Raw genomic sequence first — 26,183 nt, 5'->3', positions numbered from 1 at the left:
GGTTAAGGGCAATATTTAAAAAAAGAGTTGCTCCTAGAGCAACTCTTTTTTTGTGTTGGCATAACTCAACTAGGGGGCCGGTTCATCTTTGTCGTTTACTGTGGTAAGGGTGTCAGGTTTTGCTTCTCGCCCACGAAAGCCGGAAATGATGCAAGCGATAACCACACACCCGAACGATATATTTAACGCGACAAGCACCGTCTGTAATAGAGCTGGGTACTGCTGCGGCACGATTTGCGCATCGCCAATGTAATGATGCACCAACAAATTCACCATGCTCATGCCAACAAGGTTACCTATGGTCCTCGCTAAATTTAATGATGCCGACGCCACGCCCAACTCGGTACTGTGCACAGCGCCCATAATGGCGTTGTTATTAGGGGTAGAGAACAAACCAAAACCAATACCAACAAGCAGCAATGAGCTGCCGATATACCAAGCTTGGGTATCAATATCCATTCGACTTAAAATAAAGAAGCCACACGCCACAATAGCGCAACCTGTGGTCGCGAGTAATCTGGGCTGAACCTTATCTGATAGTTTACCCGACAGTGGCGCTAAAAATGCCATGGCCATTGCCTGCAATAAGATAATTTGCCCAGATTCAGACGGGCTAAATCCTTTCACATATTGCAGATACAAGCTGAGCAAGAAGGTTAGGGGATAGTTACTGGCATACATCAATAGTGACGTGGCCAAAGACATAGAGAATACTCGGCTTTCCTTAAACATCTGTACCCGTATCAGCGGTTGATCCCGTTTTGACTGATGAACCACGAACCAGACCATAAAAATCAATGCTATACCCAGCAATAAAAAGCCCAAGACGGAGGGTAATTGGCTTAACCCAAAAACGAGACATGTGGCAGCAATAATGAAAATCCCCGAGCCTCGCCAATCAAATTTCGCTTTACGTTCGTTTTTCCATTCCCCATGCATACGCATTTTGATGAGTACCAGCAACATAACGACTAAAGGCACTTGAAATAAAAATACTGAACGCCACCCCCATAACTCTGTGAGCCAGCCGCCAACCGCTGGGGCGACAGTTAATCCTATGTATACGCAGGCTGCCGCTATCCCTAGCGCGAATCCGCGTCTTTCTGCTGGGGTAACCGAGGTCAAAATGGCCACACCGGTACCGAATATCATCGCCGCGGCTGCGCCTTGCATGAATCGCCAAAACAATAACCATTCAATATTAAATGCCAAAGCGCACATGGTGGACGAAATAACATTAAGCACCAGACCATAGCTATAAATGCGCTTGCGCCCGTAATTATCCGCCAGCTTGCCAAAAGGCAGCATCAACGCGACATTCGCGAGTAAAAAGATAGTGGGCAGCCAACTGACCATTTTGGCGTTGGCTTGAAGCTCAGCGGCAAGATCCGGGATCGCAATATTGACAGACGCCATGCCCAAAGGACCAATAAATGAGCCTGCACAGACTACAATAAGCGCTACCGTAGTCAGTGGCAGTTTTGATAAAGAAGGAAATAGAGAAGCCATATACACCGATAGTAGCGAGAAGAATGGGTATAATACTCATTGCAGTGATGACTTTCACTGCTCAAGCTATAAATAATCGACTTTTAGCAAATACCGATCTGGGGTAATTTAAAAATCAGGGTTGCAGCTAAACTCAAGCCATTGATTGGATACCGGGTGAAACAAGCCCAAATACTGGGCATGTAAATGTAACCGACGGGCTTGAGTGCCATACAAATCGTCCCCTACAATCGGCATGTTTAACCCGCGCTCGTGGGCGCAATGAACACGTAATTGGTGTGTTCGTCCTGTTCTGGGGTGCAGATATACCTTGGTTTGCTGTGTTTTGTGGCGCCGTTCAATCACTTGCCAAGTGGTATGGGCTGGTTTGCCGGTTTTTTCACATACGCACTGTCTGGGCCTGTCATAAAAATCACCTGCTAGCGGCAAAGTAATAACGCCGTTTTCATCAGTTACAATGCCATCAATAAGGGCCATATAGCGTTTGCTGACTTGCCGGCTGATAAACTGTTTTTGCAGCACCTTGTGGGCAGCAGTACTTAACGCAATGACCATCAAACCTGATGTGGACATATCCAAGCGATGCACTATTAATGAGCCTGTGGCATGGGGCAGCATTGCTTTGATGCGGGTATAAACAGAATCACTGATATGCTTACCCGGTACAGATAACAACTGGGCCGGTTTATTGATGATAAGCATTTCATCATCTTGGTAAATGATCTCTATTTGCTCGCCGTCAGCTGCGTTTTTCAATAGCTGATTTTCTTCTACTGTTAACCCCTCAAGCATGTGATTCAAAATGGGTTGGCATTTTCCAATACATGCAGGGTAAAACTGCTTGTGTTTGCGCACTTGTGATTTAGGCGAAGCCCCCCACCAAAACTCTGCCATGGCAACAGGCGTTAAATTATGGCTATAAGCATAATGCAGCAGTTTCGGGGCGGCACATTCACCCGCACCAGCAGGAGGCGTGCGCATAACGGTGTCACTGAATATTGCGGCCAACGATTTGTTATCCCCAAGCGCATTTAAAAATTGGTACTGCTCGAAAAGACGCTGCTGTAGCTGTGCTGAAAGTGTTTTACGTCGTTTCTTTAGGGATTGTATTTGTCGTTCAAATTTATCGAGGGAGTCTTTAGCCGAGGCTATCGTGCTCAATAGATCTTTTTTGTGTTGGGTAAATTCAAGCTTTTCTTCAATGCTTTGGGCTGCTAAGGACTTAAACAGCGACTCAAGCTCAGCGTTTTCTGGCTCAGCAGTGGCATTATCTCGTAGCGCTTTTCGTTTAGCGCGATTCGCAACGACGCGTAAACGCTTTTGTTCAATTTCAGCAAGGCAATTCGATTGGGTATGGGCAAAGTTGTCTTTGGCAAGCTGGTATGCAGAGTCTTGCAAAATAACATCAAGCTCGGCTGTTATCTGCTTGATCATGTGCTGCTCATCATGAAAAAAACTATCGCTTGCCAGCATATCAAACACAGGAGGTACAAACTTGGGTAAGTGATTTTGCTCAGCTAACTTGCCGGAAAAAGCACTTAAATAGCCCAGCTTGCCGTCACTGTTTTTGACCAACAATACTCCGAACATTTTGCCAATAATCAATGCAGGGTCGTCAGTTAAACCGAAATTATGATACCAGTCTGTTTGCGTCAGTATATGCTGTTGCAGCTCTTTTGCTGCAAGCTGACACAACGCGTGAGGCTGGTAGTAAAATGGAAACGTAAACTTTTCAGGTAACGTAGAGGACAAAATATCTGCGGAAACAGCAGCAGAAAACGTCGTAAAGCAAGAGGGTTGATTAGATGTCATTGCGATAGTGTGTCGTGTAGATCGATTTAGCATTGGGGTGAAAGAGCGGCAAGTTTATCATACCCATCGCTTTTACTTTAGGGACAATGAAGCATTTATACGAGGTTAAGTGCTTTTAATATTGAGCTGCTAGAATCGCAAGCATCTGCTTTTTTTGCATAGCTTATGGCTCGATAAAAAATGCTCAGTAAAGAGCAGCCCTTCCTAGTTTATCCGCCTTCGCATGCTGTATTATCAGTGTGTTTGCAACAGCGCCTCAGTGGCCTTTAATAATAACAATAAGGAAATCGTATGAATATGTTTGAAACCGCGTGTCTGCTAGTGGGTAGGTTACTACTTGGCTTATATTTCATAGCGCCAGGCCTACAAAAAATAGTAAGTTTTGACGCCATGAGTCAGTACATGGAGCATCATAACGTTCCGCTTGTGACGCCGCTTTTACTGCTTACCATTGTCATACAATTAACCGCTGGGCTGGCGATTATTATCGGTTTTAAAGGCCGATTTGCGGCATTTTTATTAGCCGGCTTAACGCTGATTATTAGTCTATTTATGCATAATTTTTGGAACTTACCCGAAGGCGGCAATATTGCACATGAAACGCAGAACTTTGTAAAAAATATGGCCATTATGGCGGGATTGCTGATATTGGCCGCACGGGGTACTGGTCAAATGAGCGTGGATAACCGTCAGAAATAGTTAGGTAGTGGTGCGGTCTACTTTGACTTAGGTTGATAACGTGCATTTAGTACCAATAAAAACTGGTTGAGGTGTATTGTATCGTGATACATTTTAGGTATGTGTTTTCATATTACTAATACGAGGTGACCATATGGAAAATGAACCTAACTCGCGCCAAAGGATACAAGTGATCTCTCGTGCTGCTAACATCTTGCGAACGCTTGAGGGGCACCCTGAAGGGTTGAGTCTTAGTGCTATCGCCAAGAACGTCAAACTTGCGCGTTCAACCGTGCAGCGTATCGTTAACTCACTGGCTTCTGAAGGTTTTTTAATTGCAGCAAGTCCTACCTCTCGCGTGCGCTTAGGGCCGGGGCTCGTGTCTTTGGGCTCTGCGGCGAAAGCAGATATTGACAGAGTACTCATACCTCACATGAAGAACTTGTCAGATGAAGTAGGGGAGACAGTGGATTTATCTGTGCAAGACGCTGAAAACATGATCTTTATTGATCAGGTCACCACTGATACCCACCAATTACGCGCGGTCTCTGCGGTAGGGCATGCCTTTTCGATCTACAGCTGCGCCAATGGCAAGGCGATGCTTGCCACCATGAGTGACGAAGAAGTTATCGCTTTTGTTGACGCTCATCCTATTAAAGCCTTGACCCATTCAACCATCACTAGCACTGAACAGTTGCTCACTGAAATCGCCAGTATTCGTAAGAATGGTGTAGCGTTTGATAAAGAGGAACACTGTGAAGGGGTGTGCGCAATTGGCGTGGCGATTGAAGACCCTTATGGGCGCAATATTGCGATTTCCATTCCGGTTCCCACGGTGCGTTTTAATCGCAATAAAAAGCAACTTGCTAAACAGTTGCGTGAATACAAAACCACCATTGAGTTAGCGTTAGGTAAAGGCGCCATGTAATCGGTTAAAGCATTTACAATCAAAAGGGGCGCCATAGCAATATGGCGCCCTTTTTACGAAGTGTGTCCCATCCAGAAATAGGGTGGTGTTATTTTTTGTATTTAACGTAGCCACTTAACGCGATAGCGCCGTATGCGAACGTCATAAAGACCACGCCAGCCATCCAGAATGTTGATAGTTTTTCTAAACGACAATGTCAGTGTGAAATACGAGTGGTCTGATAATACCGTTGTTTACAGCTCCTATGGGGTAGGGAGCAAGACAGGGGGCGAGTGATTTTAGCGGACCGCCGGCGGCACCCATAGGTGCTATTTTAGGTGCGCCTACGGGCGATCAAGGTATTACCTCGGAAACATTGAATACGCAGCGTACGATTAAATTGTAAATGAGCTACCATTTCTTTTAATCGCTACTGAATGTTAAATTTCAAAAGGTATTTAAAGCCAATTTTTAAGAGACTAATAAAACGCTATTTTATTTACCTACATTAAAACTCATAACACCCAATATTAATCACTAGTGTCGGGTGTTTTTTTACACTTATCATTTTAGGGGTTAAGTCTTTTTATTTAATAACTAGAATGCAGTTTTATAGATTAAAATTTGAGTTTTATTCACTCATTCACTATTTTTAATGCAGGATAAATTAATTTATACGTTGTAAAAGTTTAAATGTTTTCGTAAACGAATAAAGGATTAGTTATGGAAAACGTAGTAAATCAGATACCCCCCCTCTTTTCTTTCAAATTATCAAAAGTTGCGCTGACTTTTTGGCTAAGTTCATCGTCAATGAGTTATGCTGCACAGAATATTCAGGGCGACGATACATCCGTCAATCAATACGAGGCCGAACTCGAACGGCAGCGCGTTTTATTAGCCAAGCAAGGTGAAAAAATAGAAGCACTGACGCGCATGGTGAATGCCCTTATGGCGAATAATCAGGCAACGGGGTCGGATGAAAACTCAAAAGAAAGCGCGAATAAAAATACATCACACAATGTAGCTGGTACTAATACATCAACATCGAAACCTAAGCAGACTAAACCAACGCAATCAACAACCTCTAACGTGGCGCAAAACAAGCCCGTTGGACAAGCTCCGCCTAAGTCGTCAAATGTGATTGACGCCAGCGCCATTCCTGAATTAGGAGATACCTTTAGCGGTGTGTTATCCGGTAAAGGCACATTCGTCTTAGAGCCTTCTTTTGGCTATTCATATACAGATAACAATCGGGTTTTCTTAGATGCTTTTTCTTTCATACCAGCATTAGTTGTGGGGCTTATTGATCTGCGCGAAATTAAACGACACAGCTTTATTGGCAGTATTTCAGCCCGTTATGGGATCACCGAGCGCTGGGAAGTCGATTTGAAAGTGCCTTATCTCGCACGAAGTGATAGCCAGCGGTCACGCCCTGTCAGTGTCGGGGTAAGTGAAGATGAGATCTTTAACGCTGACGGCCATGGGCTAGGGGATATTGAAGTGTCGACCCGTTATCAACTCAATAACCCAAAAGATGGAGGCCCCATTTTTGTCGCAAACCTTGTAGCGACTATTCCTACGGGTACCAGCCCATTTGACGTTGAATTTATGCAATCGACCCCTGGCGCGGTATTTCCCACAGAGCTGCCAACAGGCTCGGGGTATGTGAGTATTCAACCTAGTGTTACTGCTATTTATGCGACTGATCCCGGCGTATTTTTTGGAAATTTAAGTTATGGATACAACATGGACACAGAAGAGGAGGTGGGTAATGTTGACCCAGGTGACAGCGCGGGGATCAGCTTCGGCCTTGGGGTGTCGTTGAATGAACGGGCATCCATGAGTCTGAGTTATTCTCATAAGCATGTGTTGAAATCAAAGATCAACGATATAAAAATAGACGGGAGCCAACTCGATATTGGCCAGTTAATTATAGGCTACTCGTTTCGATATTCGCCCTCAACAAACGTCAGTCTGTCATTGGCGATCGGTGTGACAGATGATGCGCAAGATACACGTTTGAACTTCAGACTGCCGGTGACGCTTTAGTCATTAACGTTCAAGTACTCACGCAATTACCAGTTAAATATAATGAGTTTTGGCCGCATCGTGTTCTGGCAAACTGCCGATTGATATATGGCTTATTAATACATCACTAGGCTACATCCTTATCCTTTGAATCCACTTATGACTTAGGTGCTACTGGTGCGCTATGGCGTTAAAATACGTGTTATATAATTGGTCTTGGGAAAAGGCCTGTTTTGCATGCTCCAAGTTTTTTATTGTGATATCGATATTGGTTATTGCGGATAACGTTTGGTTATCTAATGTGTTCTGTAAAACGGTATTTAATGAATTGGTAGGCAAAATGGATTGCAAAGAAAATTGGTCTTTACTTAGTAAAGCAAAGTCTTGCGGGGTTTGAAAATAGGAATGACTGACTAGTTCGCCGTTTCTGAATATGCTTTTTTGAAAATTTAAATCTACCACCACGCCATTACCCAGCACAAACCCAGCGCGCAACTCTGCCAACGCACTTTCTGCAACGGGCTCCCACTGAGTATGCTCAGTCAATTTGTTAGCAGAAAGGGCGTGAGTACTGTAGGTGCAGGTTGCCATTAAAAGTACGCTAATAGCGCTAATGCGAGTGGTTAAGGTGCGAACGGCTGCTGGCATATTCATAAATGAGTCCTTCACTTAAAAGTCGACGCTGGAGGGCTGCAATACGTTAAATAGCCCTAGGCTGGCATGGTCGATGGCCAACCCTAAGTTTGCCCTAACGAGATGATCGTTTTGTTGATCGTTCTTGTAATGATTAACGGCTATATCCTTTCGGTCTTGTATTACAAACACAATTCGGTCTCCCCACATCTGTTGAAAAGCATCGATTTTTATCGACTTAATACCTACTGCTGGATCACCCACTAGCACCTCGGAGTCATTACTGCCTTTGATGATCACGAAGTGCATGTAACCGTTGTTATTAATAATCGTGATGGCAGGAAGCTGCGCACTGGCTAGTTGTTCGAGGGTGATTTTGAAACCATTTGCGTTATAGCCCCGACGAGTCAGATAGTGTTTCATATCGAGTAGAGAGAACCCTTGATGCTTAATTTTTTCTTTGTTGCCATGTGCGAACATGTCTTTAAACACGCTTAATTCATTCACTTGGTCGTCGTAATGAAACGATAATAAGCTTGCTAACGTAGCCGAGCCGCAGCTGAAGTCATATTGTTGTTTGTAAATGGTTTTAAAGCGTAGCTCGGCAATACTGGAAACTTTAATTGAAAATTGGCCGTTAAAATCGACTAGGCCGCCCCAAGCGGGGGAAGTGGTCAATAACAGTAACAAACAAAGTAAAAGTCTCATGTGTACACCTATTCATCCGTTAATTAGGGGCAATGGTCACTGTGATAATGGTAGAGTCCTGAATAATGACGTTGTTACCGGTATTTTGAATAATAGAAAAAACGCCGGCCGCTTCATTGAACGAGCCGCGATCAATTGTGTTATTTCCGGTCACACTATTTGAATTGTGATTGTTGGTCAGTACAGCCTCTAAGTGGCTGTTGTTGGTCACATCCACCACACCACCCATACCACGTTCTTGCTCTAAATCTTCGAGCAACACGGGTGGCATTTCATCTATATTTGGTTGTGCAGTTACACAAAAAGACACAAATAAAAATAACGGTAACAAAGATGGTACGCAGGTAACTCTCGATAATATCTTCATGGCTAGTATCCTTATTAATAAGTTACTGGCGCTGCCGCCAGTAACTTATTTATCCTTGAAATGAAGCCTACAATAAGGAGGTTATTGTGGGTTCACATTGACATTCCCTTGGAAAGATACTTGTTGCTGAGCTAAGGCATTGTGCCCTAGGTTCTGCACGTTTTGGTTGATACCCGCGGTTCCATTGAACGTATCAGACATACTATTATTACTAGCGATAGTTGACTGATTATCAAAGCTGTACGTGACGTAGTTGCCTGTTACTGTGCCAGTTAAGTATGAATCATTGACACTGTAAGTCGTGGTGGCCACTCCGCCGTTATTCGCCGCAGACGTTCCCCAGCCTTCGGACCAAGCCGAGCTACTGTCGCTGTTATCACTGTTATCGCTGTTGTCACTATTATCAACAGAGGCTGTGCTACCACCATTGGCAGAGGCGCCACCTTCGGCGGCACTGGCATAACTATTGTCACTGTTATCACTATTATCACTGCTGTCACTGTTGTCTACGGTGGCTGTGCTGCCACCATTAGCAGAGGCGCCACCTTCGGCTGCATTAGCGTAGCTATTATCGCTATTGTTGCTGTTATCTGAATTATCTGAGTTGTTAGAATTGTCAGAGTTATCAACATTGGCTGTACTACCGCCATTAGCCGATGCGCCTCCCATGGACGAATTAGCATAGCTGTTGTCAGCGTTATCAGAGTTGTCAGAATTGTTGCTGTTGTCTGAATTATCCGAATTATCTGAGTTGTCACTATTGTCCGTGGTGGCTGTACTGCCACCATTAGCTGACGCGGCACCCATCGCGTTGGCGCGCGCCATGCTGTTGTCGCTATTATCACTGTTGTCTACCGAGGCGGTACTTGCGCCATTAGCGGCTGCAGAGCCCATCGCACTGGCACTTGCCATGCTGTTGTCTGAACGGTCAGAGCTAGCGGTACTGCCGCCATTGGCTGCTGCGTCTGATGCTGATGCATAGCTGTTGTCGCTATTGTTGCTGTTATCGCTATTATCAGAGTTATCAGAGTTATTGCTGCTGTCTGAATTATCAGAGCGGTCACTCATGGCGGTGCTGCCGTTGTTTGCAGTCGCCTCAGTGCCCATAGCATAACTGTTGTCACTGCTGTCTGAGCTTGAGCTATCTGAATTGTCAGAGTTGTCGCTATTATCTGAGTTATCAGAGTTGTCGCTATTATCTGAGTTATCAGAGCGGTCTGTCATCGCCATACTGCCGTTATTTGCCGCAGAGTCGGTGGCTGAAGCGTAGCTACCATCGCTTTTATCACTGTTATCAGAATTATTGCTGCTATCAGAATTGTCAGAGTTGTCGCTGTTATTTGAGTTGTCTGAGTTGTCAGAACGATCACTCATAGCCGTACTTCCATTGTTGGCGGCAGATTCAGTGGATGATGCGTAACTTCCGTCGGATTTATCACTGTTATCAGAGTTGTCTGAATTGTCACTCATATCAGAGTTATCGCTGTTATCGCTGTTGTCAGTTGTGGCCATGCTGCCATTATTTGCTGCAACTTCTGATCCTGAAGCAGAGCTGCCATCAGAGTTATCGCTATAGTCTGAGTTATCACTGTTATCAGACGCATCGGAATTGTCTGAATTGTCGCTATTATCAGTTGCGGCCATGCTGCCATTATTTGCGGCAACTTCAGACCCTGAAGCAGAACTGCCATCAGAGTTATCACTATTGTCTGAGTTATCACTGTTATCAGACGCATCGGAATTGTCTGAATTGTCACTATTATCAGTTGCGGCCATGCTGCCATTATTTGCGGCAACTTCAGACCCAGAGGCAGAACTTGCGTCGCTGTTGTCAGAAGAGTCAGTGCTGTTGTCGGTATTGGCGGTAGAGTTCTCATTTGCCGCAGCGGAAGAGTCTCCGGTGCTATCAGCACTGGCTGTCGCTGTTTGCGAATCAGCAACTTCGTTTGCGGTATTGGTAGGATTTGCCCATACACTGGTTGCTGAACCGAGTATGACAGCCATGCTTGCTGCTAATAAACTTTTATTAAATGATTTCATCTTTTATGCTCCATTAAAAAACGATTGGTTACCATTCACTGATCGTCACACTGAAAATAGCAACGCCTTAATATTCAAATTATGAAAAAGGAAATTGAACATTTATCTTGTTCTTAATCTCCCGCATCAACTGTAGTTAAATGGAAACTAAAAATTCCATTAAATACATATTAAATTAACCTCAAAAATAGCGTTAAGGACCAGTATTAGCTTGGTTCTTTTAAAATTAGGGTAAAGTAAATTCTCTTTTTTCTGGGCGATATGGGGTAGGTTTATTTAATGGAATTTGAAAATCACAAAATCTTCTTTAATTAATATATACACAATGAATGAACGTATTTTTTTAATGAATGCGGATGTTGGCACTGAATAATTAAAAACATCTGCACACTCTCATGTCGGTTTTTTTTACATGAATGGTTGATGACAGACATTAATATAATTAGTGTATAGATTAAGTGTCAGTATTACTTAATGTTAATTTAAGTGGTTCGGTTATTGCTATCTTCTTAGGGTTACGTGAATTAATCAGACATTTCAGAATAGGATTCTGTTTTATTTACTCAAATTTAGGCTGTCTTGTGAGTAGAGTCCATCTGGTTAAGACAACTAAAGGATGAGATCATGACGCTTACTCAAGCACAGCAAGGCGTGCTGGTGATATCAAACGACAGCTTTTTAATCGGTTTACTCACGGGTATCAGCATTGCCAATAATTTTTCTTTTCGCTCTGTTTCACCGACGTATCCAATCAATATTGAAAGCGTCAATCATGTATGTAAGGTGGTATTGATTGATTTGCGAGCGGTATCGGCAGAACTAATGGCTTCGCATCTTAAAATATTGCAGCAAATTCATACTCAGTCAAAGATCCCCATTTGTGCTATTTACAGCAAAAGTGATGCAGGATTCAATCATCACTTGTCCTGGGTGAACTATTTTGATGAAACCGATTTAAGCGGCCGTCTAGACAGATACCTCAGTCAGGTGATTGCTAATGAGAGCCATCAAAGGGAAGAAAGGCGCAATAGTGAACGGCGAAATGCTATTGATAGACGCGGTATTCCTGCGATATTTGGTTCCGTACAAAGTAATCTGCAACCAATGATACTCAATAGCACAATACTTGATGAAGAAGAGCAATATGTGGTTGGTCCTTTTGTCATAAATCACAACTGCAGAACGGTATTTTGTCAGGGCAAGGACGTAATGCTAACCAGCAAAGAGTTCAAATTGTTTACCTTGTTAGCGCAAGTGCATGACCATGTTTGCAGCACCGAAAAAATTATTGAGAAACTATGGCCAGATACACGGCGCGCAAACAAGTCGGATTTATATCAGTACATGCATTTACTGCGCAAAAAAGTCGAAGTGGACCCGGATAACCCAAGGTGGATCCTCACGGTCAAAGGGGTAGGCTACCGGTTAAATACCAACCAATTACTTCTATAGCAAATGTGACACTAAGGCCTATATAGCAGTGCTAGGCGCTCGATGACAGTTTGCTGCGTTAGAGTTGGGTAAGCAGCGCAGCGACCTTTTGTTGTAGATGGATTTTAAATGCGTTCACGGTTGGGCTGAGTAACCGCCTTTCAGCACAAATTAGATTAAGAGGAAATGTTTCTCCTTGCCAACCATCTACATCAAGCTCAATCAATCGCCCTTGTATTAGGTCTTGCACGATATCCAATTGAGACTTCCTAGCAATACCTTTTCCAGCAATGGCCCATTTACGGGTGATGTCGCCATCTTTACACTGCCGATTACCGGTTACATCAATGCTGGTGTTTTTGTTGTCTTTCTTGAATACCCAGCGAGAATGCAAAGTATCATTATGTCCGTGACATAAACAATTGTGTTGAGTGAGTTCTTGCAACGTGTTGGGCGAGCCGAATTGTTCAATATAACTGGGTGAAGCGCACAATACCGGAACATTGTTAGCAGCAACCGGAATGGCGATAAAGCCGGAGTCTTTTGGTTTGCCGTAACGCAAGGCTAAATCGACTGGTTGACTATATAAGTCCGCGGGGCTGTCTGATAACTGCAGTCGTATTTCCAATTTTTGATGTAGCGTCATGAACTCATCAAGCCATGGCAGTAGTAAATTTCGGCCCAAATCTGAAGGGGCTGAAAGCTGAATAACCCCGCTTAACTCCGTATCCTCGCTGTGCATTTGCGTGGTGGCTTCATCTAAAATACTGAGTGCATCAATGCAATGGCGTAAAAATTGTTCGCCTTTCTGGGTTAACCGCAGATTTCGAGTAGACCGAATAAATAATAGAACACCCAGGTCGCCTTCCAAACGTTTCAACGAAGCGCTAACCACAGCAGGAGACAAATCCATCTTCCTAGCGCAAGCTGACAGGCTGCCTTGCTGTGCGGTTTCACAAAATATTCTTAAATCATGCAGATTTTTCAAAGGCTACCCTAACTTTCAATAAGATTTTGAAAGTTTTCCATAACGCGACTTTATTATCAATATAACGATAAGCATTAAACATAACACGAGGTGAGAATATTGATGACGAAAAGCGCTGGATTTGGCGATGCTACGCAGGACTGCGTGAGTGTAAACAGTAAGTAGTTCACTGAGGGTTACCCCCTCAGTGAAACGTCAGGCAAATAATTAACCCTTATTAGGGTTCAATATGTACTTACCGCCAGTTGATTTAGCAAAATATTTAACAACTGTTTGCGGGTCTAAGGCTTCTTCAAAGCTAAGCTCTACACTTGATTCTATGGCGAATGTGGTATTAATTTCATCTGCCACGCGTTGATGTAATTCGGCTACCTTAGTGGCATCTAACTTGCCTAGGAAGCGCATCAATAACCAGCCGCCGACACTCCACGTCATGCCAAATGCGCGATTGAGTGTGGTAGGGGAGAAATCAAGGCCACCGTATATGTACACTTGCTTGTTATCAAGCGAGCCATAAGTATTGAAGCCCGTTGCATCTTTGCTACCCACCGCTTCCATCGCGGCTAAAATGTCACTTGCCAGTTCACCGCCGCCAATTGCATCAAATGCAAGCGTTGCACCGGTGGCCTCTATTGCTTTGTACAAATCCTTTTTAAACGTCTCACTAGTAGAATTAACAACGTATTTAGCCCCTAGCTTTGTTAGTAAATCTACTTGTTCTTGTTTGCGTACAATATTTACCAGTTGTACACCTTCTTTTAGGCAAATTTTATTCAGCATTATGCCTAAGCTTGATGCAGCAGCGGTATGCACTAATGCCTTATGGCCTTCCATGCGCATCGTTTCAACCATGCCAAGTGCCGTCAATGGGTTAACAAATGACGAAGCCGCAGCCAAAGGCGTGGTATCGTCATGATGAACAATACACGCCTGAATAGGAACGCAGCAATATTGGGTATAACAAGCGCCCGTTAGCACTGCGACTGTCTTGCCTAATAAAGATTGCGCCTTTTCGCTATCGCCAGCAGCCACAACCACACCTGCTCCTTCATTGCCAATAGGCAAGGTTTGGTCTAATCGTGATTTAATGCGCGGCAACATACCTGGGTGAACAGGGGCGCTGTAAGTTGTTTTGTCATCACTTAGTGTTGCTTTTGATAGATCCGCCGGGCCAAACATGGGCCACATATCAGAGGGATTGATGGGCGCTGCGTGCATTTGCACCACTATCTCATGGGGCTTTGGCTTAGGTACGTCGACCTCTTTTAGCGTGATATTGAGTTCGCCTTGTGACGAAATGTGGGTAAATAGTTGTTTGGTTTTATTCATTTTTGTTGATCCTGTCGTGGTTTCTTCGAAAACGACGCACAAAATCGTTGCTCGAAGAGATGATAAATCAATTGGGTGCAAAAAATTAACATGGGGATTGAAGACGTACGAGTCAATAGAAATGTTACATGATCATCACTGTGATAAATTATTCGCTTAGTGGGATTTTTGCGAGGTCAACACGGTTATCTTGTTAGTAGGAGCCGAGTCATCAAAATATTGCGTACACAGCTCAATAAGGTCCATTGTCGGTTGGTGAACTTTTTCAATGCCCACCCAGGCGTTACGTCCGCTTTTTTTGGCTTGATATAAGCATCCGTCGGCTAGGGCGATCAAGGTTTTCCAATCCGTTTGCTGGCTGTGTTCTAAAATCGGCGGATAACACACATAACCGATAGAACAGGTGTAGTGAGACAGTGCTTTATCTGAAAGACGAAATGGACTAGCGCTGACTTCATCAAGTAAGCGCTGAGCCAACAGGGGCGCGTCACTACGATCTATAAAACGCGCGATCCCAACAAACTCTTCACCGCCCCAGCGCACTAGATAATCTGACTGCCTAAACACGCGCGCTAGGCGCTTTGTAAGTTGCCGTAACACTTCGTCACCAACATGATGACCGTGTTCATCGTTCACACGCTTGAAGTGATCCATATCAATCATGAAAACGACAATATCCCCTTGGTGAGGTGTGGGTGTTTTACCATCTCGCCAATCATCATAAATTCGTTGGCTTTTTTCTAAATCTGTTTCTATGTGATTCTCTAAAAAGCGCCGGTTGTTAATGCCAGTAAGCTTGTCGGTTAGGCTAATGGCTTCCATTTCCCGATAGGCGGCTTGTAACTCGACATTTTTCTGGCTCAATTCAAGTGTGCGAAGTGCCACTTCTTCGCTAAGTCGCTTGTTTAATCTGCGCTGGGAAATACGACCGTAAACAAGGGCAAATAAAATGGCACTGACGACAATCGACGCTAGCCAAACGTTTCTGCTCCATTGCGCTTGCTTCAATGTGACTTGAGTTAACGCCTGTTCTTTTTCCAATAATTTAATTTGTTGGGCACGGCGTACGAACTCTGTTTGAGATTGCAGTGTCGCTATAGTTTTGATTCGAGTGGTGTTGAGTATTTCATCGTCTAACTTTTTTTGATAAAGCAAAGCATCTAAGGCTTGCCTGAGGGCATCTTCCTGCAGATACGCTTTTACCCGTAACGCTTCTAGCAGCGCTTCGTCATGGGATTCATTATTCTTTTTGGCTTGTGTCACACCCGCATCAATGTGCTGCAATGCCAATTCAGTATCTTCATCAAGTAGGGCTAATTGCGCAGATGTGCGATAAGCGTCAACCAATAAGCTCTTATACCGCTTGTCAATTGCTCGCTCGATAACACCGTTTAACATGGTACGAGAAAGGGGTAAGTTACCCAAGTTCATTTCTAAGGTAGCCATGGACAATATTGCCCAATCTGTGTCTCTTGGCGCTTGAATCTGTTGAAAGAGCGTCAAAGCTTCTGTTAAGTGATATCTAGCTTGCTCATAATCGGCGAGTTGAATGAACTGGAAGCCGACTTTATTGTGGCTGTAAGCAATGTACTTCTTTTCCTCAGAGGCTAAATCTATTTTGAGAGCGTCTTGAAAATAAGTCAGAGCGAGTTTGTCGTCTCCCATCAGGCGTCGAAGGTCACCAAGGTTGTACAGGGCGCTTGCGATACCATTTTTATCATCCAACGCATGATGCATTTCTAATGCACTTTGATGTGCTTGGGCTGCACCTTCTAGCAGTCCCATCTTCTCCAGCACAAGCCCTATACTATTGTAGGTAGAAGCAACGGCAGAAGTATCATTTTGCTGCTGACTGATTTGCATAGCTGAATAGATGTATTCTAAAGCCTGAGGATAGTTAGATTGGTAGCGATAGGTTAATCCGCGCTGCCGATATGCCTTAGCGAGTCCGGCCTGATCGCCTTGTTCTTGATACACATTAATGGCTTTTTTGAGCAAGTCATGTGCAGGCGCATAATGATTGCGCTCCATGGTATTCCTTGCTTGTTCAAAATACACATCAGCGAGTGCTAAGGCGTCGTTTTTGCTAACCGCTAGCAGCTGAAACTGCTCGGTGAGTGCTTCGGCTTTGTTCATTTCGCCTTGCTTACGGGCAAGCTCAATAGCACGTTTAAGCGGATTGATTTCTGTATAAGTAGGAATGTGGTCTACTTGAAACGGGTTAACGCCGACTTGAGCTATGACATTGCCATGGCATAGCAGTGCACATAAAAAAACAGCATTTCGTCGTGCTATTGGTTTCCTCCAATCCAAAGTGAACTCCGTGTATATCGTGCTAAGCAAAAACTTACGCTTTACACTTGCGCAAATGAGGTAAGCAGCATAAATAGTATTCAAGTATTACATGGGTAAAAAGTCATAGGTAGCATTAAACGCTCATTTTTCATTCAAACATCAAGGGAGATCATGAGTCCAATGTTAACGCACTTTGCGCTTCGTACATTATTGGTAACAAATGAACACGATATTATTGGCGCTTAGCTGCAATATTAAGTACTTGCATAGCGATGGTAACACGCAGCCGATAGCAGCATGTCTGCACAGATAAACAATGCTCGAATAAACAAGGGCTTAAGATGATGACAAAATTAACTAAACTGTATAAAGACAACAGAGCGATGGTGTTGTTCATTGCTTTGATGTGCGTGTTTAGAAGTGCTGTGGCCGATTGGAACGAAGTGCCGACAGGCTCTATGTTACCGACCATAGTCGAGGGTGACCGGATCCTCGTGAATAAATTAGCCTATGACGTGAGTACCCCTTTCGTTCATCACTCTTTGTACAAGTTAGCTGATCCGATGCGCGGTGACATTATTGTATTCGACTCTGCAGTATCAGAAAAAAGACTGGTCAAACGTGTGGTAGGGGTGCCCGGGGATACCGTCGCATTAATGGATAACGTGCTGTTTATTAACGGACAACAAATTGGTTATGCAGATTTAGCCAACATAGATGATTTCACTGAGGTCACGGAGGATCTGCTGGGCATTCAACACCGTATCCGTGTCGCAAATAACGGCTCTGCGTTAGCAAACTTCCGCGCGGTAGATATTCCCTCAAATTACTATTTGGCTATGGGGGATAACCGCGATAACAGTGCTGACTCCCGCGTGATAGGTTTAATACCACGTGATGAAATTATCGGCAGGGCGAAACAGGTCGTGATGTCTTTGGACTATGACAATTACTACCTGCCAAGATCTGACCGGTTTCTACATGATTTGTAGTACTGGAAGCGGTAATCTTATTAGCAGGAGAGCGAGCTAATTAGCAAATGTGAATGCTGTCAAAATCATTTACATTCTCAGTGCGATAAAAACAACTCACTACGCTGCTTTTTATCGCTTTTTATGGCTCTTTTCGATGTTTGAAAACCATGTAAAGCTTTTTGCCACATGCTCATGCCAATATGACCATTGATGTGCCCCAGGATACTCTTGGTACATGTGGTCGATGCCAAAGGCAAGAAATTGGCGATTTAACCACTGATTAGATGCAAGCAGAGGGTCATCAGTGCCGCAGTCGAAACGAATAGGGGGCAGAGCTGCGGCGTTTTTTCCCGCCCAATATAATATGTTTGTTTCGTTGGCATTGGCGCAATCATAAAAGGATAAAGGGGTATTAACAAACTGCGCCATGTCTTCAATTCGGGTGATAGATGAGTGCGCGGATATTGCACTAAATTGCTCAGGATATTTTACCCCCAAACGCAAAGCGCCGTATCCGCCCATGGATAAGCCACTAATATACCAACGGCTTTTGTCTGTGACATAGGGGGCTTTGACTTGTTTAACCGCCTGAATGACATCGTCGATTATCCACTTCTCATAATCACCTGTTTGTCCAAGGGGCAGATAAGCAGAGCCATCTTTTAAGCCCCCATCCGATGGCATCACCAGCAAGAACTCTTCTAACCCTTGATTTTGCAAAGCGTCATAAACCTGATGTATGCCACCTAGATTCATCCAAACCCAGTGGTTGCCATAGACACCGTGCAAAAACAGTATGACCGGAATATCGGGCTTAGTAGAGTATGCGTTATACAAGCTGATGTCGTGGCGCGCATCTAAATAGCTAGAGTGGATGGTCACGAATTGTGTCTTTGCTGGGCTATATTCAGGAGCCGATACTTCTAGTCGTTTAATGCTCAAGGGTGTCTCCTGATTAATCAAATATGATAACGCCTTTAGCGATACGCCCGTTGAGCATATCGTCAAAGCCATCAGCCACGTTTTCCAGTGAATAGGTTTTTGTCACGAGTTCATCGAGCTTGAGCTGGCCATTTGAATATAAGTCCAATAAAGCTGGAAAGTCCGTTTGTGGGTTACATTTACCATATAAGGGGTTCATGTAAATTTTGTCCCACTCGAATAACTCACAGTTAAAATCAATGCGCTGCTCGATACCGCTAACTTGTACCGCTGTGCCCGCATTTCGAATAAGTGCCAAAGGGGCCGAGCCTAACGCGGGAATTGCCGTACATTCAAACGCATAATCAGCTCCTCGTCCTTGCGTGAGTTCTTTCACCAATGCACTCATTTGGGCAAAATCCAGATCGTTTTGAATAGAGATAAGTCCGTGGGTGGCGCCAAATGCTTTCGCTTGCTCAAGTCGTTCCTGGTTGATGTCAATTGCGATGATTTTTCGCGCGCCAGATATACGTGCCGCTTGAATCACGTTTAAACCGACCCCGCCACAGCCAATGACGCAGACCGTACTACCGGCTTTCACTTGCGCTGCATTAACGACCGAGCCATAGCCTGTCATAACGCCACAGCCCACAATAGAGGCTGATGAAAAGGGGATGTCATGCTCGAATTTAACTATCGCCGCTGCTTTGACGACCGTGTATTCACTTAACGTTCCTAAATGAAACGAACGCTCGATTGCCGTACCCGATTGCGTTGTCGCGCTAGCGTGAGCATGTCCGCAAAGGCCATTGCCGCACACGGGCGAGTTATTTTCACAAATGTGTACATTTCCTTGCTGACAAGCAAAACAGTGCCCACAGGGGATTGACCAATTAAGTATTACTTTATCGCCTACGTTCAATCCGGTGACGTCCTCACCAACAGCGTCTATGACACCTGCACCTTCATGCCCAACAACAAAGGTTTTATCCCAATTCTGAATGGAGTCCCAATCGGTGTGGCATAAACCAGAGGCCTGTATTTTGACTCGCACTTCACCTCGGCCTGGAGCCGACACCCGCAGAGTGACCAATTCGTATTGGCCCCTGCCATTTGACACAATAGCTTTAGATTGGCGTTCGACGTGTTGCATAAGGTGATCTCTCAACGTTTTTCTATTCTGTAAAAGTATCAAAATTAGAGCATGAACCCGCGCCAATTTATGTCACATTCCGGTGACAAAGTATCACAAATGAGGGTAGACTGATTTACATTGATAGTGATTGACTGTTAACAATGAGGTTCCGGTGAAACAACAAAATGTCTATTGTGAGCCTTTGTGTATAGCCAAAGAATATTTATTCGATATACAAAAAGTAAGTTATCAAGAAGAAGAGCCGTATTCATGTTTGATGCACTTTCATGAAGTACATGAACTGATTATTTTTGAGGATATTCAGGGCAGCTACTTTTCAAGCCAAGGAGACTCTACATTACACAATAGCGACATAGTGCTAACACCCGCGCTAGAAGTGCATAACTATGAAATAGGCCCTAAGGCTAAGTCTTGGTACCTGATTCAGTTCTTACCTGAAGTGCTTGATTTGCCGCAATTTCAATCTATCAAGCCAATGTTTAACCGCGGCATGCACCTAAGAATGGACAGCAAGAATACGTTGATCGTTCAGCAACAAACCAGGTGGCTGGTGGAGTGTTTCGAACAGCAACCTCGCAGTGAGAAGAGCCTTACGTTACTGTCGTTACTACTTTTGTGGATTGCGGATCAAGCGCAAGCGGTGACGCAAAATAGCGAGCATACCCTAAAACAATCTCACGGATTTTCGCGTTTGCTGCCGGTGATTAATCTATTTAAACACGATAAGTATGTTAATTTGTCGGTGGGGGAGGCTGCTGAAAAATGTCACTTATCGACTTCTCATTTTTCTCGTTTATTCAAAAGTGTCTTTCGTCACACTTACGCCAATTATATTTTGCAACACAAGCTCTATCATGGGGCTCGAATGCTCAGTCAAAGCAAATACTCTGTCACTCAAATAAGTTACGAGATGGAATTTTCCAGCCCATCCCACTTCATTGCTCATTTTAAAAAGTATTACGGCGTAACGCCTTATCAGTACCGAAGCGATATAAATCGCAGAATGTTGATCGCAGAAACAGCCTAGAAAACACTATTCTCTCATCGGCCTTTGTATACGAATATGTTATTTTTTAGGTATAAACGCCTATTTTTCGCTCATCAGCCCTTAATCAAGGTCGAAATTTGATATTTTTAGTGAGTATCTAGGTATTTATCTTTCTTTTACGCTCTTAAGATAGTCCTCAAGTTGTTAAACAGTTGTTATCAACATCAAGACTGCATGGGGCTTATTATGAAAAATTACCAATCTTCTGATCCGTTTAAAGACGCTCGCGTGTCAAGTGGGTGTGCGCATATGAACGATCAAGATGATCCTGTGACTATGATTTTACGCCTCAAAGATGTGCGTAAGACAGCGCACAATTGGAAGACCTTTCAATCTGGTGCAGCCCCAGGTCGCATCGTTATTCCCTCTGAAGTGAACATTCGTGACACTCGGCAAATACCTTTTGAAGTGGACCCGCCGTTACACGGCGCATTTCGTTCCTTGCTTGACCCTTGGTTTAAACGCCCCTTAAAGGCGCAGTACCAAGAAACCTTGGCTCAGCAAGTGAATGCCTTGGTGGATGACGTATTAAAGGCCGATAGCATTGACGTGGTAGAAGACTTTGCACTATGCCTGCAATCGCGTGCGCTTACCTTATTACTTAATACCGACGCCGGTGAAGCAGATACATGGATTGGCTGGGGTACGCATGTGTTTCGCAGTGAAGATGACCCCCTAGATGGCGACAAAGCGGCCGTACTATATGATTACATTGATGAAAAAATAAAGGCCTCATCCCCCAATCCAGAGGGCGATTTGTACAGTGTATTGTTAGCGGCAGAGGTTGAGGGCAAAAAGCTAACACACGAAGAAATCAAAGGGATCATGATACTCACCTTTGCGGGCGGGCGAGACACCGTTATCAACGCCGTGACAAATACGGTCAGCTACTTTGCGCAGCACCCTGAATCATTGGATAGATTACGTAATGAGCCCGAAATTATTGGCCGTGCGATTGAAGAACTTATTCGTTATTTCACGCCGCTCACCCAGATGGGCCGCGTGGCCACGCAAGACACTCAAGTATGTGAACATGCGATTAAAGCTGATTCTCGCGTGTCCCTTTGCTGGGCATCGGCCAATCGCGACGAAAGTGTTTTCGAATCGCCAAATGACGTCATCTTAGATAGAAAGTTAAACCCGCATGTGAGTTTTGGTTTCAGTCATCACAACTGTTTAGGGGCCACACATGCTAGGCAAATTATGCGGGTATTGATTGAAACCTTGATGGCTAAAGTGGGCTCAATTGACATTATTGATTTCGAAGAAAACATAGAAAATTTGGGCGAATTCGAACGTAAAGTGGGGTTTCATCAACTGCACGTTAATATTCATCCTCGATAAATTTCCGCGTTACTCATCATGTGGGTAGTTCACTTTACCAGCGATCCGCGTGCACGATTGTCACGCATGAAAGCGAAAAATAAAGAAGGTTAGAAAATGGCAAAAATTACATTTATGACACAAGGCAATATTCCTGTTGTGGTCGAGGGCGAGTCCGGTTCAGTGATGGCTCTAGCAGTAGAAAACAACGTTACAGGTATTGATGGGGACTGCGGAGGCGTGTGCTCTTGCGCAACCTGCCACGTGCATGTGGCACAGGAGCAGTTTGCGTTAGTGGGCGAAGCCAGTGAGATTGAAAAAGACATGCTAGAGCTTGACGATGATGCTAATGAATACAGCCGTTTGTGTTGTCAAATTGACATTACGCCAGCGCTAGATGGTTTAGTGTTGACCGTAGCAGGCTAACCAGCAACAACCTACTTTGCACCCAAGTAAAGTATCCACGAATATGTATCGGCATAGAATACAAATGAGCATAAAAGGTGACTTAGTCATGACAAGCACAACGATTTCAAAACAAAGATGCATCGTAGTCGGTGCGAGTCATGGCGGTGTTAACCTAGCGTTTGCCCTACGTAAAGAGGGTTACGAGGGGAGTATTACCTTGATTGATGCAGACTGTAATCTGCCATATCACAGGCCGCCTTTATCAAAAACACACCTGATTGCAGATGAACCTGCAGGCCAATTGCTAAAACCTGAACAAGGTTATCAAAAAGCAGACATTAGCTTGATGCTAGGGGTGAGCGTGGTGGATGTTGAAAGTAAGAACAAACAGGTTTTGCTTGATGATGGTACGCGCCATCCGTATACCCAGCTGGTATTAGCCACTGGGGCAAGCCCGCTCATTCCACCCATCCCTGGGATTGACTCTGCTAAGCACCTTTACACTATTCGAACCGCAGATGATGCACATGCCATTGCTACCGCGTTTAAACAAAGTGAGCAAAAACGTGTTGTTGTGATAGGCGGAGGTTATGTGGGACTCGAAACTGCCGCTTCGTTACGAAAATCTGGCGCGGTAGTAACAGTGCTTGAGAGAGAGCCTCGGTTATTGGCGAGGGTGACTGCACCTTTGATGTCTGACTACTTTTATGCCTTGCATCGCCAGCATGGCGTAGAGGTACATAATGGTAAAAATGTTAGTGAGATAAAAACAAACGCAAATGAGAATAGCGTTGTGTGCAGTGATGGTAGCGAATACCCTGCGGATATCATCATAGTGGGCGTGGGTGTGCGAGTGAACACTGCTTTAGCGGATAAAGCCAATTTGGAGATCAACAATGGCATAGTGGTTAATGAAGCTAATCAAACCAGTGCACAGGATATATTTGCTATCGGTGATTGTTGCGCCCAGTTTAACCCGCATTACCAACGATGGTTGCGACTTGAATCAGTGCAAAATGCGTTAGACCAAGGGAAAGTGGCCGCTGCTGCTATCTGCCATAAAGCATTCAAAACTCAGCCTGTGCCTTGGTTTTGGTCGGATCAATATAATGTTAAGTTGCAAATGGTGGGCTTATCACAAGGTTACGATGATGTTGTCATGCGCAAAGAGTTAGATAAACCTGATAGTTTCTCGGTTTGGTATTTTAAAGGGAATGAGTTGTTAGCCGTAGATGCCGTCAATAATGCCAAAGCTTATGTCTTGGGCACAAAACTTATTAACGCCATGGAACAGGTAGATAAAAATAAACTGACGGATAATAGCGCGCCTTTGTCAGCGTCTATCATCAAAGAGTTCGCTTAGCAGCCGCGCACAATATTGCGCAATATCGATATTGAGGGGAGGGCTCTGATCATATATGGCAAGAGCCCCAATATGCTAAGCGAGTGTATCTTGAGGCAGTATTATTTCAACAAGCAATCCGCCACCGCCGGGTGTTGACATACGAAGTTCGCCTTGATGTTTGTTGATGGCCTTAAGTGCGATACTCAGCCCTAAACCAAACCCATTGGTGTGCATTTTATTGCCAGCGCGATAAAAGGGTTGCAGTAATTTAGCCATTTCACTTTCATCCACGCCAGGGCCATGATCCCGTACGCTGACGACGATACTGTTTTCTCTGTTGTGTACGCTAATGTCTACTGATTGCCCGTCATATGAATATTTACAGGCATTACCAATGATGTTGTCGAATGCTTGCAATAATGCTTCTGGGTAGCCATTTAACTGTGCCTTGTTATCCGCTTTGAATGTGACTGGAATATTAGGATAGGTAACGGCCATGTTTTTAATCACTCGCTCGCACAAAGCGTTAATATTACAAGGCTCCTGAGCTGGGTTACCCTGTTCAAGTTTAGAGTAATCGAGGATCTGCTGAATAAGTTGATCAATGCGCAAACAATCATTGTGTATTTGTTTAACGTGACGACTGTCTGGGCTTTTCTGTTCGATAAGTGCAGCCGATACTTGCAAGCGGGCCAGTGGAGCACGCAATTCATGGGATACATCATGCAGTAATTGTTGCTGAGCAGTGGCTGCGGCATGAGTTTTATTGATCATAAATTCGATGTCTTGGGCTAAGTCAGCCACCTCATCGCCTCGGGTGAGCAATGCACGCGGCAGCGGGGCAACTTCTTGCTTGTTGGCGTAGTGACGACTAAACGAACCGAGATAATTTAATGGTCGCGTTATACTCCAGCTGAGCAACGCACTGACCAATGCCGATGCAAAAAAAATGAAAACGAACTGCAGCGATTGGAACCGATACATTAGTTGCGTGTATATTCTAGGCGCTTGCGGTTTTTTGCTGAAAACTAGGTAGCTTCGCCCCGAGGGACCTAACACCGAGTATTCGAGGCGGTTTTCAGGTTTTACTTTGTTAAAGCGGTAATGATAAATACGCTGGTTAGTGTCATCCATTATCAGCATCGACATCAGATGACCCCGGCGGTTCTCTTTTTTATCGATCCAATTTTTTAATTTTATCGACCGGTTTGCATGTGGAATCAACGTCTGCTCATAGCGCCATACGATCCGCTCCGCTTGGGTGAGCACGTCATTGCTGTAGCGTTTGGTGTAGTCTTCTGAAGAGTATTTACTGATGATCACAAAGCTGGTGGCAAACATCACCAACAAGCTGGATAACCAAAACCAAATAAAAACACGCCAGAACAAGCGTTTGAAGCCTATCTTGTGATACGCAGATGCTAACAAAGTGCTAAATCTTGCCATGCTTAGTCGTCGCTTTGGGTTGGCTGTTGCTCGGTTAACATCTGATAACCGACGCCGCGAATTGACTTGATCACATCGTTTATCCCCTGTGAGGATAGTTTTTGTCGAATTCGGCTAATGTGTACGTCCATGGCGCGATCATAAGCTTCAAGTGGGCGGTTTAGCACTTCTTGCGTCATGTCTTGCTTGGTAATGGTTTGCCCAGCGCGCTCCATCAATAAACTTAACGCATTAAATTCCGCGCTGGTTAATGGCAGGGTGGTGTTATTCACAACCGCGGTACGTGTGCCAGTATCGAGCTCTATGCCATGTAACAGAGTATGCACAATCGTTTTGCCCGCTGCGCCGTTGCCAAGGGAGTTTTCGGTGCGACGAATGATGGCCTTAATCCGTGCACTGAGTTCTCTTGGGTTACAGGGTTTACCTAAATAGTCATCGGCGCCCATTTCAAGACCCACAATTCTGTCAATGTCGTCGCCACGTCCCGTTAGCATTAATATAGGAACTTGGCGTTTAGCGCGCACGCTACGTAATACGTCAAGTCCGGACATGCCAGGCATCATTATATCGAGCACTACCGTGTCGAATTCATCACTTTGCAATAAGCGCTCTGTGGCGGCATTACCTGAATGCAGCGTTTCAACCTCAAAGCCTTCTTCTTGCAAAAACTCGCTCAGCAAAGAACAAAGAGTTTCATCGTCGTCTACTAATAGGATTTTGTACTTTTCATTTTTCATAGGCAGAGATTACCCGCTTTACATTCATCTAGGATCAACTTTACTGAACTTTACACTAGCTTAACCCTACTTATCGAACGTAATGTGCATACTGAGCCCC

General features: G+C 44.4%; 22 protein-coding genes. 9 read left to right on the top strand and 13 right to left on the bottom strand.

Annotation, left to right across the window (positions count from 1 at the left end):
* Positions 1-69 precede the first annotated feature (69 nt).
* Together AC0VYA_RS11695 and AC0VYA_RS11690 are read right to left on the bottom strand one after the other, a co-directional pair.
* Positions 70-1,509 carry an MFS transporter gene (locus AC0VYA_RS11695; RefSeq protein WP_475488366.1) on the bottom strand — a complete coding sequence of 480 codons (1,440 nt, stop codon included), beginning with the start codon at positions 1,507-1,509 and terminating at the stop codon, positions 70-72.
* Between the two features lie 108 nt (positions 1,510-1,617).
* Positions 1,618-3,321, bottom strand: a complete 1,704-nt coding sequence (locus AC0VYA_RS11690) for an RluA family pseudouridine synthase (protein WP_475488365.1) — start codon at positions 3,319-3,321, stop codon at positions 1,618-1,620.
* A gap of 291 nt (positions 3,322-3,612) precedes the next feature.
* On the opposite strand from AC0VYA_RS11690, the gene AC0VYA_RS11685 reads away from it, so the two are divergent.
* The 3 genes from AC0VYA_RS11685 to AC0VYA_RS11675 all read left to right on the top strand — a co-directional run bounded on the left by AC0VYA_RS11685 (position 3,613) and on the right by AC0VYA_RS11675 (position 6,955).
* Complete coding sequence (locus tag AC0VYA_RS11685; protein ID WP_011575125.1) at positions 3,613-4,020, top strand: DoxX family protein; 408 nt, start codon at positions 3,613-3,615, stop codon at positions 4,018-4,020.
* A 133-nt stretch (positions 4,021-4,153) separates the two neighbouring features.
* Positions 4,154-4,927, top strand: coding sequence for an IclR family transcriptional regulator (locus AC0VYA_RS11680; protein ID WP_475488364.1), 774 nt, complete (start codon positions 4,154-4,156; stop codon positions 4,925-4,927).
* A gap of 702 nt (positions 4,928-5,629) precedes the next feature.
* Positions 5,630-6,955, top strand: coding sequence for a transporter (locus tag AC0VYA_RS11675; RefSeq protein WP_475488363.1), 1,326 nt, complete (start codon positions 5,630-5,632; stop codon positions 6,953-6,955).
* A gap of 150 nt (positions 6,956-7,105) precedes the next feature.
* Here AC0VYA_RS11675 and AC0VYA_RS11670 read toward each other — a convergent pair whose 3' ends face one another.
* The 4 genes from AC0VYA_RS11670 to AC0VYA_RS11655 form a co-directional block, all read right to left on the bottom strand.
* Positions 7,106-7,588: a hypothetical protein gene (locus AC0VYA_RS11670; RefSeq protein ID WP_475488362.1), complete on the bottom strand. Its 483-nt coding sequence runs from the start codon at positions 7,586-7,588 to the stop codon at positions 7,106-7,108.
* A gap of 15 nt (positions 7,589-7,603) precedes the next feature.
* A complete protein-coding gene (locus tag AC0VYA_RS11665; protein ID WP_475488361.1) occupies positions 7,604-8,275 on the bottom strand; it encodes a C39 family peptidase in 672 nt (223 codons plus the stop codon).
* Between the two features lie 19 nt (positions 8,276-8,294).
* Positions 8,295-8,642 carry a hypothetical protein gene (locus AC0VYA_RS11660; protein ID WP_475488360.1) on the bottom strand — a complete coding sequence of 116 codons (348 nt, stop codon included), beginning with the start codon at positions 8,640-8,642 and terminating at the stop codon, positions 8,295-8,297.
* Between the two features lie 81 nt (positions 8,643-8,723).
* Entirely contained in the window at positions 8,724-10,682 is a 1,959-nt protein-coding gene (locus AC0VYA_RS11655) for a dentin sialophosphoprotein (RefSeq protein ID WP_475488359.1), read from the bottom strand.
* Positions 10,683-11,306: 624 nt separating this feature from the next.
* Here AC0VYA_RS11655 and AC0VYA_RS11650 point away from each other — a divergent pair.
* Positions 11,307-12,134 carry a winged helix-turn-helix domain-containing protein gene (locus AC0VYA_RS11650; RefSeq protein WP_475488358.1) on the top strand — a complete coding sequence of 276 codons (828 nt, stop codon included), beginning with the start codon at positions 11,307-11,309 and terminating at the stop codon, positions 12,132-12,134.
* Positions 12,135-12,192: 58 nt separating this feature from the next.
* Here AC0VYA_RS11650 and AC0VYA_RS11645 read toward each other — a convergent pair whose 3' ends face one another.
* The 3 genes from AC0VYA_RS11645 to AC0VYA_RS11635 all read right to left on the bottom strand — a co-directional run bounded on the left by AC0VYA_RS11645 (position 12,193) and on the right by AC0VYA_RS11635 (position 16,743).
* On the bottom strand, positions 12,193-13,101 hold the full coding sequence (locus tag AC0VYA_RS11645; RefSeq protein WP_475488357.1) for a LysR family transcriptional regulator: 909 nt from the start codon (positions 13,099-13,101) through the stop codon (positions 12,193-12,195).
* Positions 13,102-13,308: 207 nt separating this feature from the next.
* A complete protein-coding gene (locus AC0VYA_RS11640) occupies positions 13,309-14,430 on the bottom strand; it encodes a zinc-binding dehydrogenase (protein ID WP_475488356.1) in 1,122 nt (373 codons plus the stop codon).
* 156 nt (positions 14,431-14,586) lie between these two features.
* On the bottom strand, positions 14,587-16,743 hold the full coding sequence (locus AC0VYA_RS11635; protein WP_475488355.1) for a tetratricopeptide repeat-containing diguanylate cyclase: 2,157 nt from the start codon (positions 16,741-16,743) through the stop codon (positions 14,587-14,589).
* Between the two features lie 323 nt (positions 16,744-17,066).
* Here AC0VYA_RS11635 and lepB point away from each other — a divergent pair, with 323 nt between their 5' ends.
* Positions 17,067-17,717 (top strand): signal peptidase I, encoded by a 651-nt coding sequence (lepB, locus tag AC0VYA_RS11630; RefSeq protein ID WP_473480865.1) that lies wholly within the window; start codon positions 17,067-17,069, stop codon positions 17,715-17,717.
* Positions 17,718-17,828: 111 nt separating this feature from the next.
* On the opposite strand, the gene AC0VYA_RS11625 is transcribed toward lepB, so the two are convergent.
* Both AC0VYA_RS11625 and AC0VYA_RS11620 read right to left on the bottom strand, forming a co-directional pair.
* Positions 17,829-18,641, bottom strand: coding sequence for an alpha/beta hydrolase (locus AC0VYA_RS11625; protein WP_475488354.1), 813 nt, complete (start codon positions 18,639-18,641; stop codon positions 17,829-17,831).
* A 13-nt stretch (positions 18,642-18,654) separates the two neighbouring features.
* Entirely contained in the window at positions 18,655-19,773 is a 1,119-nt protein-coding gene (locus AC0VYA_RS11620) for a Zn-dependent alcohol dehydrogenase (RefSeq protein ID WP_475488353.1), read from the bottom strand.
* Positions 19,774-19,927: 154 nt separating this feature from the next.
* Between AC0VYA_RS11620 and AC0VYA_RS11615 the strand changes: the two genes are divergently transcribed.
* The 4 genes from AC0VYA_RS11615 (at position 19,928) to AC0VYA_RS11600 (ending at position 23,918) form a co-directional block, all read left to right on the top strand.
* Positions 19,928-20,803 carry a helix-turn-helix transcriptional regulator gene (locus AC0VYA_RS11615; protein ID WP_011575104.1) on the top strand — a complete coding sequence of 292 codons (876 nt, stop codon included), beginning with the start codon at positions 19,928-19,930 and terminating at the stop codon, positions 20,801-20,803.
* Between the two features lie 207 nt (positions 20,804-21,010).
* A complete protein-coding gene (locus tag AC0VYA_RS11610; protein WP_475488352.1) occupies positions 21,011-22,168 on the top strand; it encodes a cytochrome P450 in 1,158 nt (385 codons plus the stop codon).
* Positions 22,169-22,264: 96 nt separating this feature from the next.
* Positions 22,265-22,573 (top strand): 2Fe-2S iron-sulfur cluster-binding protein, encoded by a 309-nt coding sequence (locus AC0VYA_RS11605; protein WP_473480858.1) that lies wholly within the window; start codon positions 22,265-22,267, stop codon positions 22,571-22,573.
* Between the two features lie 88 nt (positions 22,574-22,661).
* The gene (locus tag AC0VYA_RS11600) at positions 22,662-23,918 is read left to right on the top strand and encodes an NAD(P)/FAD-dependent oxidoreductase (protein WP_475488351.1); all 1,257 of its coding nucleotides are present in this window, start codon (positions 22,662-22,664) and stop codon (positions 23,916-23,918) included.
* 75 nt (positions 23,919-23,993) lie between these two features.
* Here AC0VYA_RS11600 and AC0VYA_RS11595 read toward each other — a convergent pair whose 3' ends face one another.
* Positions 23,994-25,346 (bottom strand): sensor histidine kinase, encoded by a 1,353-nt coding sequence (locus tag AC0VYA_RS11595; protein ID WP_475488350.1) that lies wholly within the window; start codon positions 25,344-25,346, stop codon positions 23,994-23,996.
* A 2-nt stretch (positions 25,347-25,348) separates the two neighbouring features.
* Positions 25,349-26,083: a response regulator transcription factor gene (locus tag AC0VYA_RS11590; protein WP_475488349.1), complete on the bottom strand. Its 735-nt coding sequence runs from the start codon at positions 26,081-26,083 to the stop codon at positions 25,349-25,351.
* Positions 26,084-26,183 lie beyond the last annotated feature (100 nt).

The organism is Paraglaciecola sp. QJM3NY_14, from assembly GCF_056173245.1.
This window is presented reverse-complemented; position numbering and strand designations above follow the sequence as displayed.

Coding starts and splice junctions, on each gene's coding strand:
- AC0VYA_RS11695 (WP_475488366.1), bottom strand. CDS start 1,509: ATGGCTTCTCTATTTCCTTCTTTATCAAAACTGCCACTGACTACGGTA.
- AC0VYA_RS11690 (WP_475488365.1), bottom strand. CDS start 3,321: ATGACATCTAATCAACCCTCTTGCTTTACGACGTTTTCTGCTGCTGTT.
- AC0VYA_RS11685 (WP_011575125.1), top strand. CDS start 3,613: ATGAATATGTTTGAAACCGCGTGTCTGCTAGTGGGTAGGTTACTACTT.
- AC0VYA_RS11680 (WP_475488364.1), top strand. CDS start 4,154: ATGGAAAATGAACCTAACTCGCGCCAAAGGATACAAGTGATCTCTCGT.
- AC0VYA_RS11675 (WP_475488363.1), top strand. CDS start 5,630: ATGGAAAACGTAGTAAATCAGATACCCCCCCTCTTTTCTTTCAAATTA.
- AC0VYA_RS11670 (WP_475488362.1), bottom strand. CDS start 7,588: ATGAATATGCCAGCAGCCGTTCGCACCTTAACCACTCGCATTAGCGCT.
- AC0VYA_RS11665 (WP_475488361.1), bottom strand. CDS start 8,275: ATGAGACTTTTACTTTGTTTGTTACTGTTATTGACCACTTCCCCCGCT.
- AC0VYA_RS11660 (WP_475488360.1), bottom strand. CDS start 8,642: ATGAAGATATTATCGAGAGTTACCTGCGTACCATCTTTGTTACCGTTA.
- AC0VYA_RS11655 (WP_475488359.1), bottom strand. CDS start 10,682: ATGAAATCATTTAATAAAAGTTTATTAGCAGCAAGCATGGCTGTCATA.
- AC0VYA_RS11650 (WP_475488358.1), top strand. CDS start 11,307: ATGACGCTTACTCAAGCACAGCAAGGCGTGCTGGTGATATCAAACGAC.
- AC0VYA_RS11640 (WP_475488356.1), bottom strand. CDS start 14,430: ATGAATAAAACCAAACAACTATTTACCCACATTTCGTCACAAGGCGAA.
- lepB (WP_473480865.1), top strand. CDS start 17,067: ATGATGACAAAATTAACTAAACTGTATAAAGACAACAGAGCGATGGTG.
- AC0VYA_RS11620 (WP_475488353.1), bottom strand. CDS start 19,773: ATGCAACACGTCGAACGCCAATCTAAAGCTATTGTGTCAAATGGCAGG.
- AC0VYA_RS11610 (WP_475488352.1), top strand. CDS start 21,011: ATGAAAAATTACCAATCTTCTGATCCGTTTAAAGACGCTCGCGTGTCA.
- AC0VYA_RS11605 (WP_473480858.1), top strand. CDS start 22,265: ATGGCAAAAATTACATTTATGACACAAGGCAATATTCCTGTTGTGGTC.
- AC0VYA_RS11600 (WP_475488351.1), top strand. CDS start 22,662: ATGACAAGCACAACGATTTCAAAACAAAGATGCATCGTAGTCGGTGCG.
- AC0VYA_RS11595 (WP_475488350.1), bottom strand. CDS start 25,346: ATGGCAAGATTTAGCACTTTGTTAGCATCTGCGTATCACAAGATAGGC.
- AC0VYA_RS11590 (WP_475488349.1), bottom strand. CDS start 26,083: ATGAAAAATGAAAAGTACAAAATCCTATTAGTAGACGACGATGAAACT.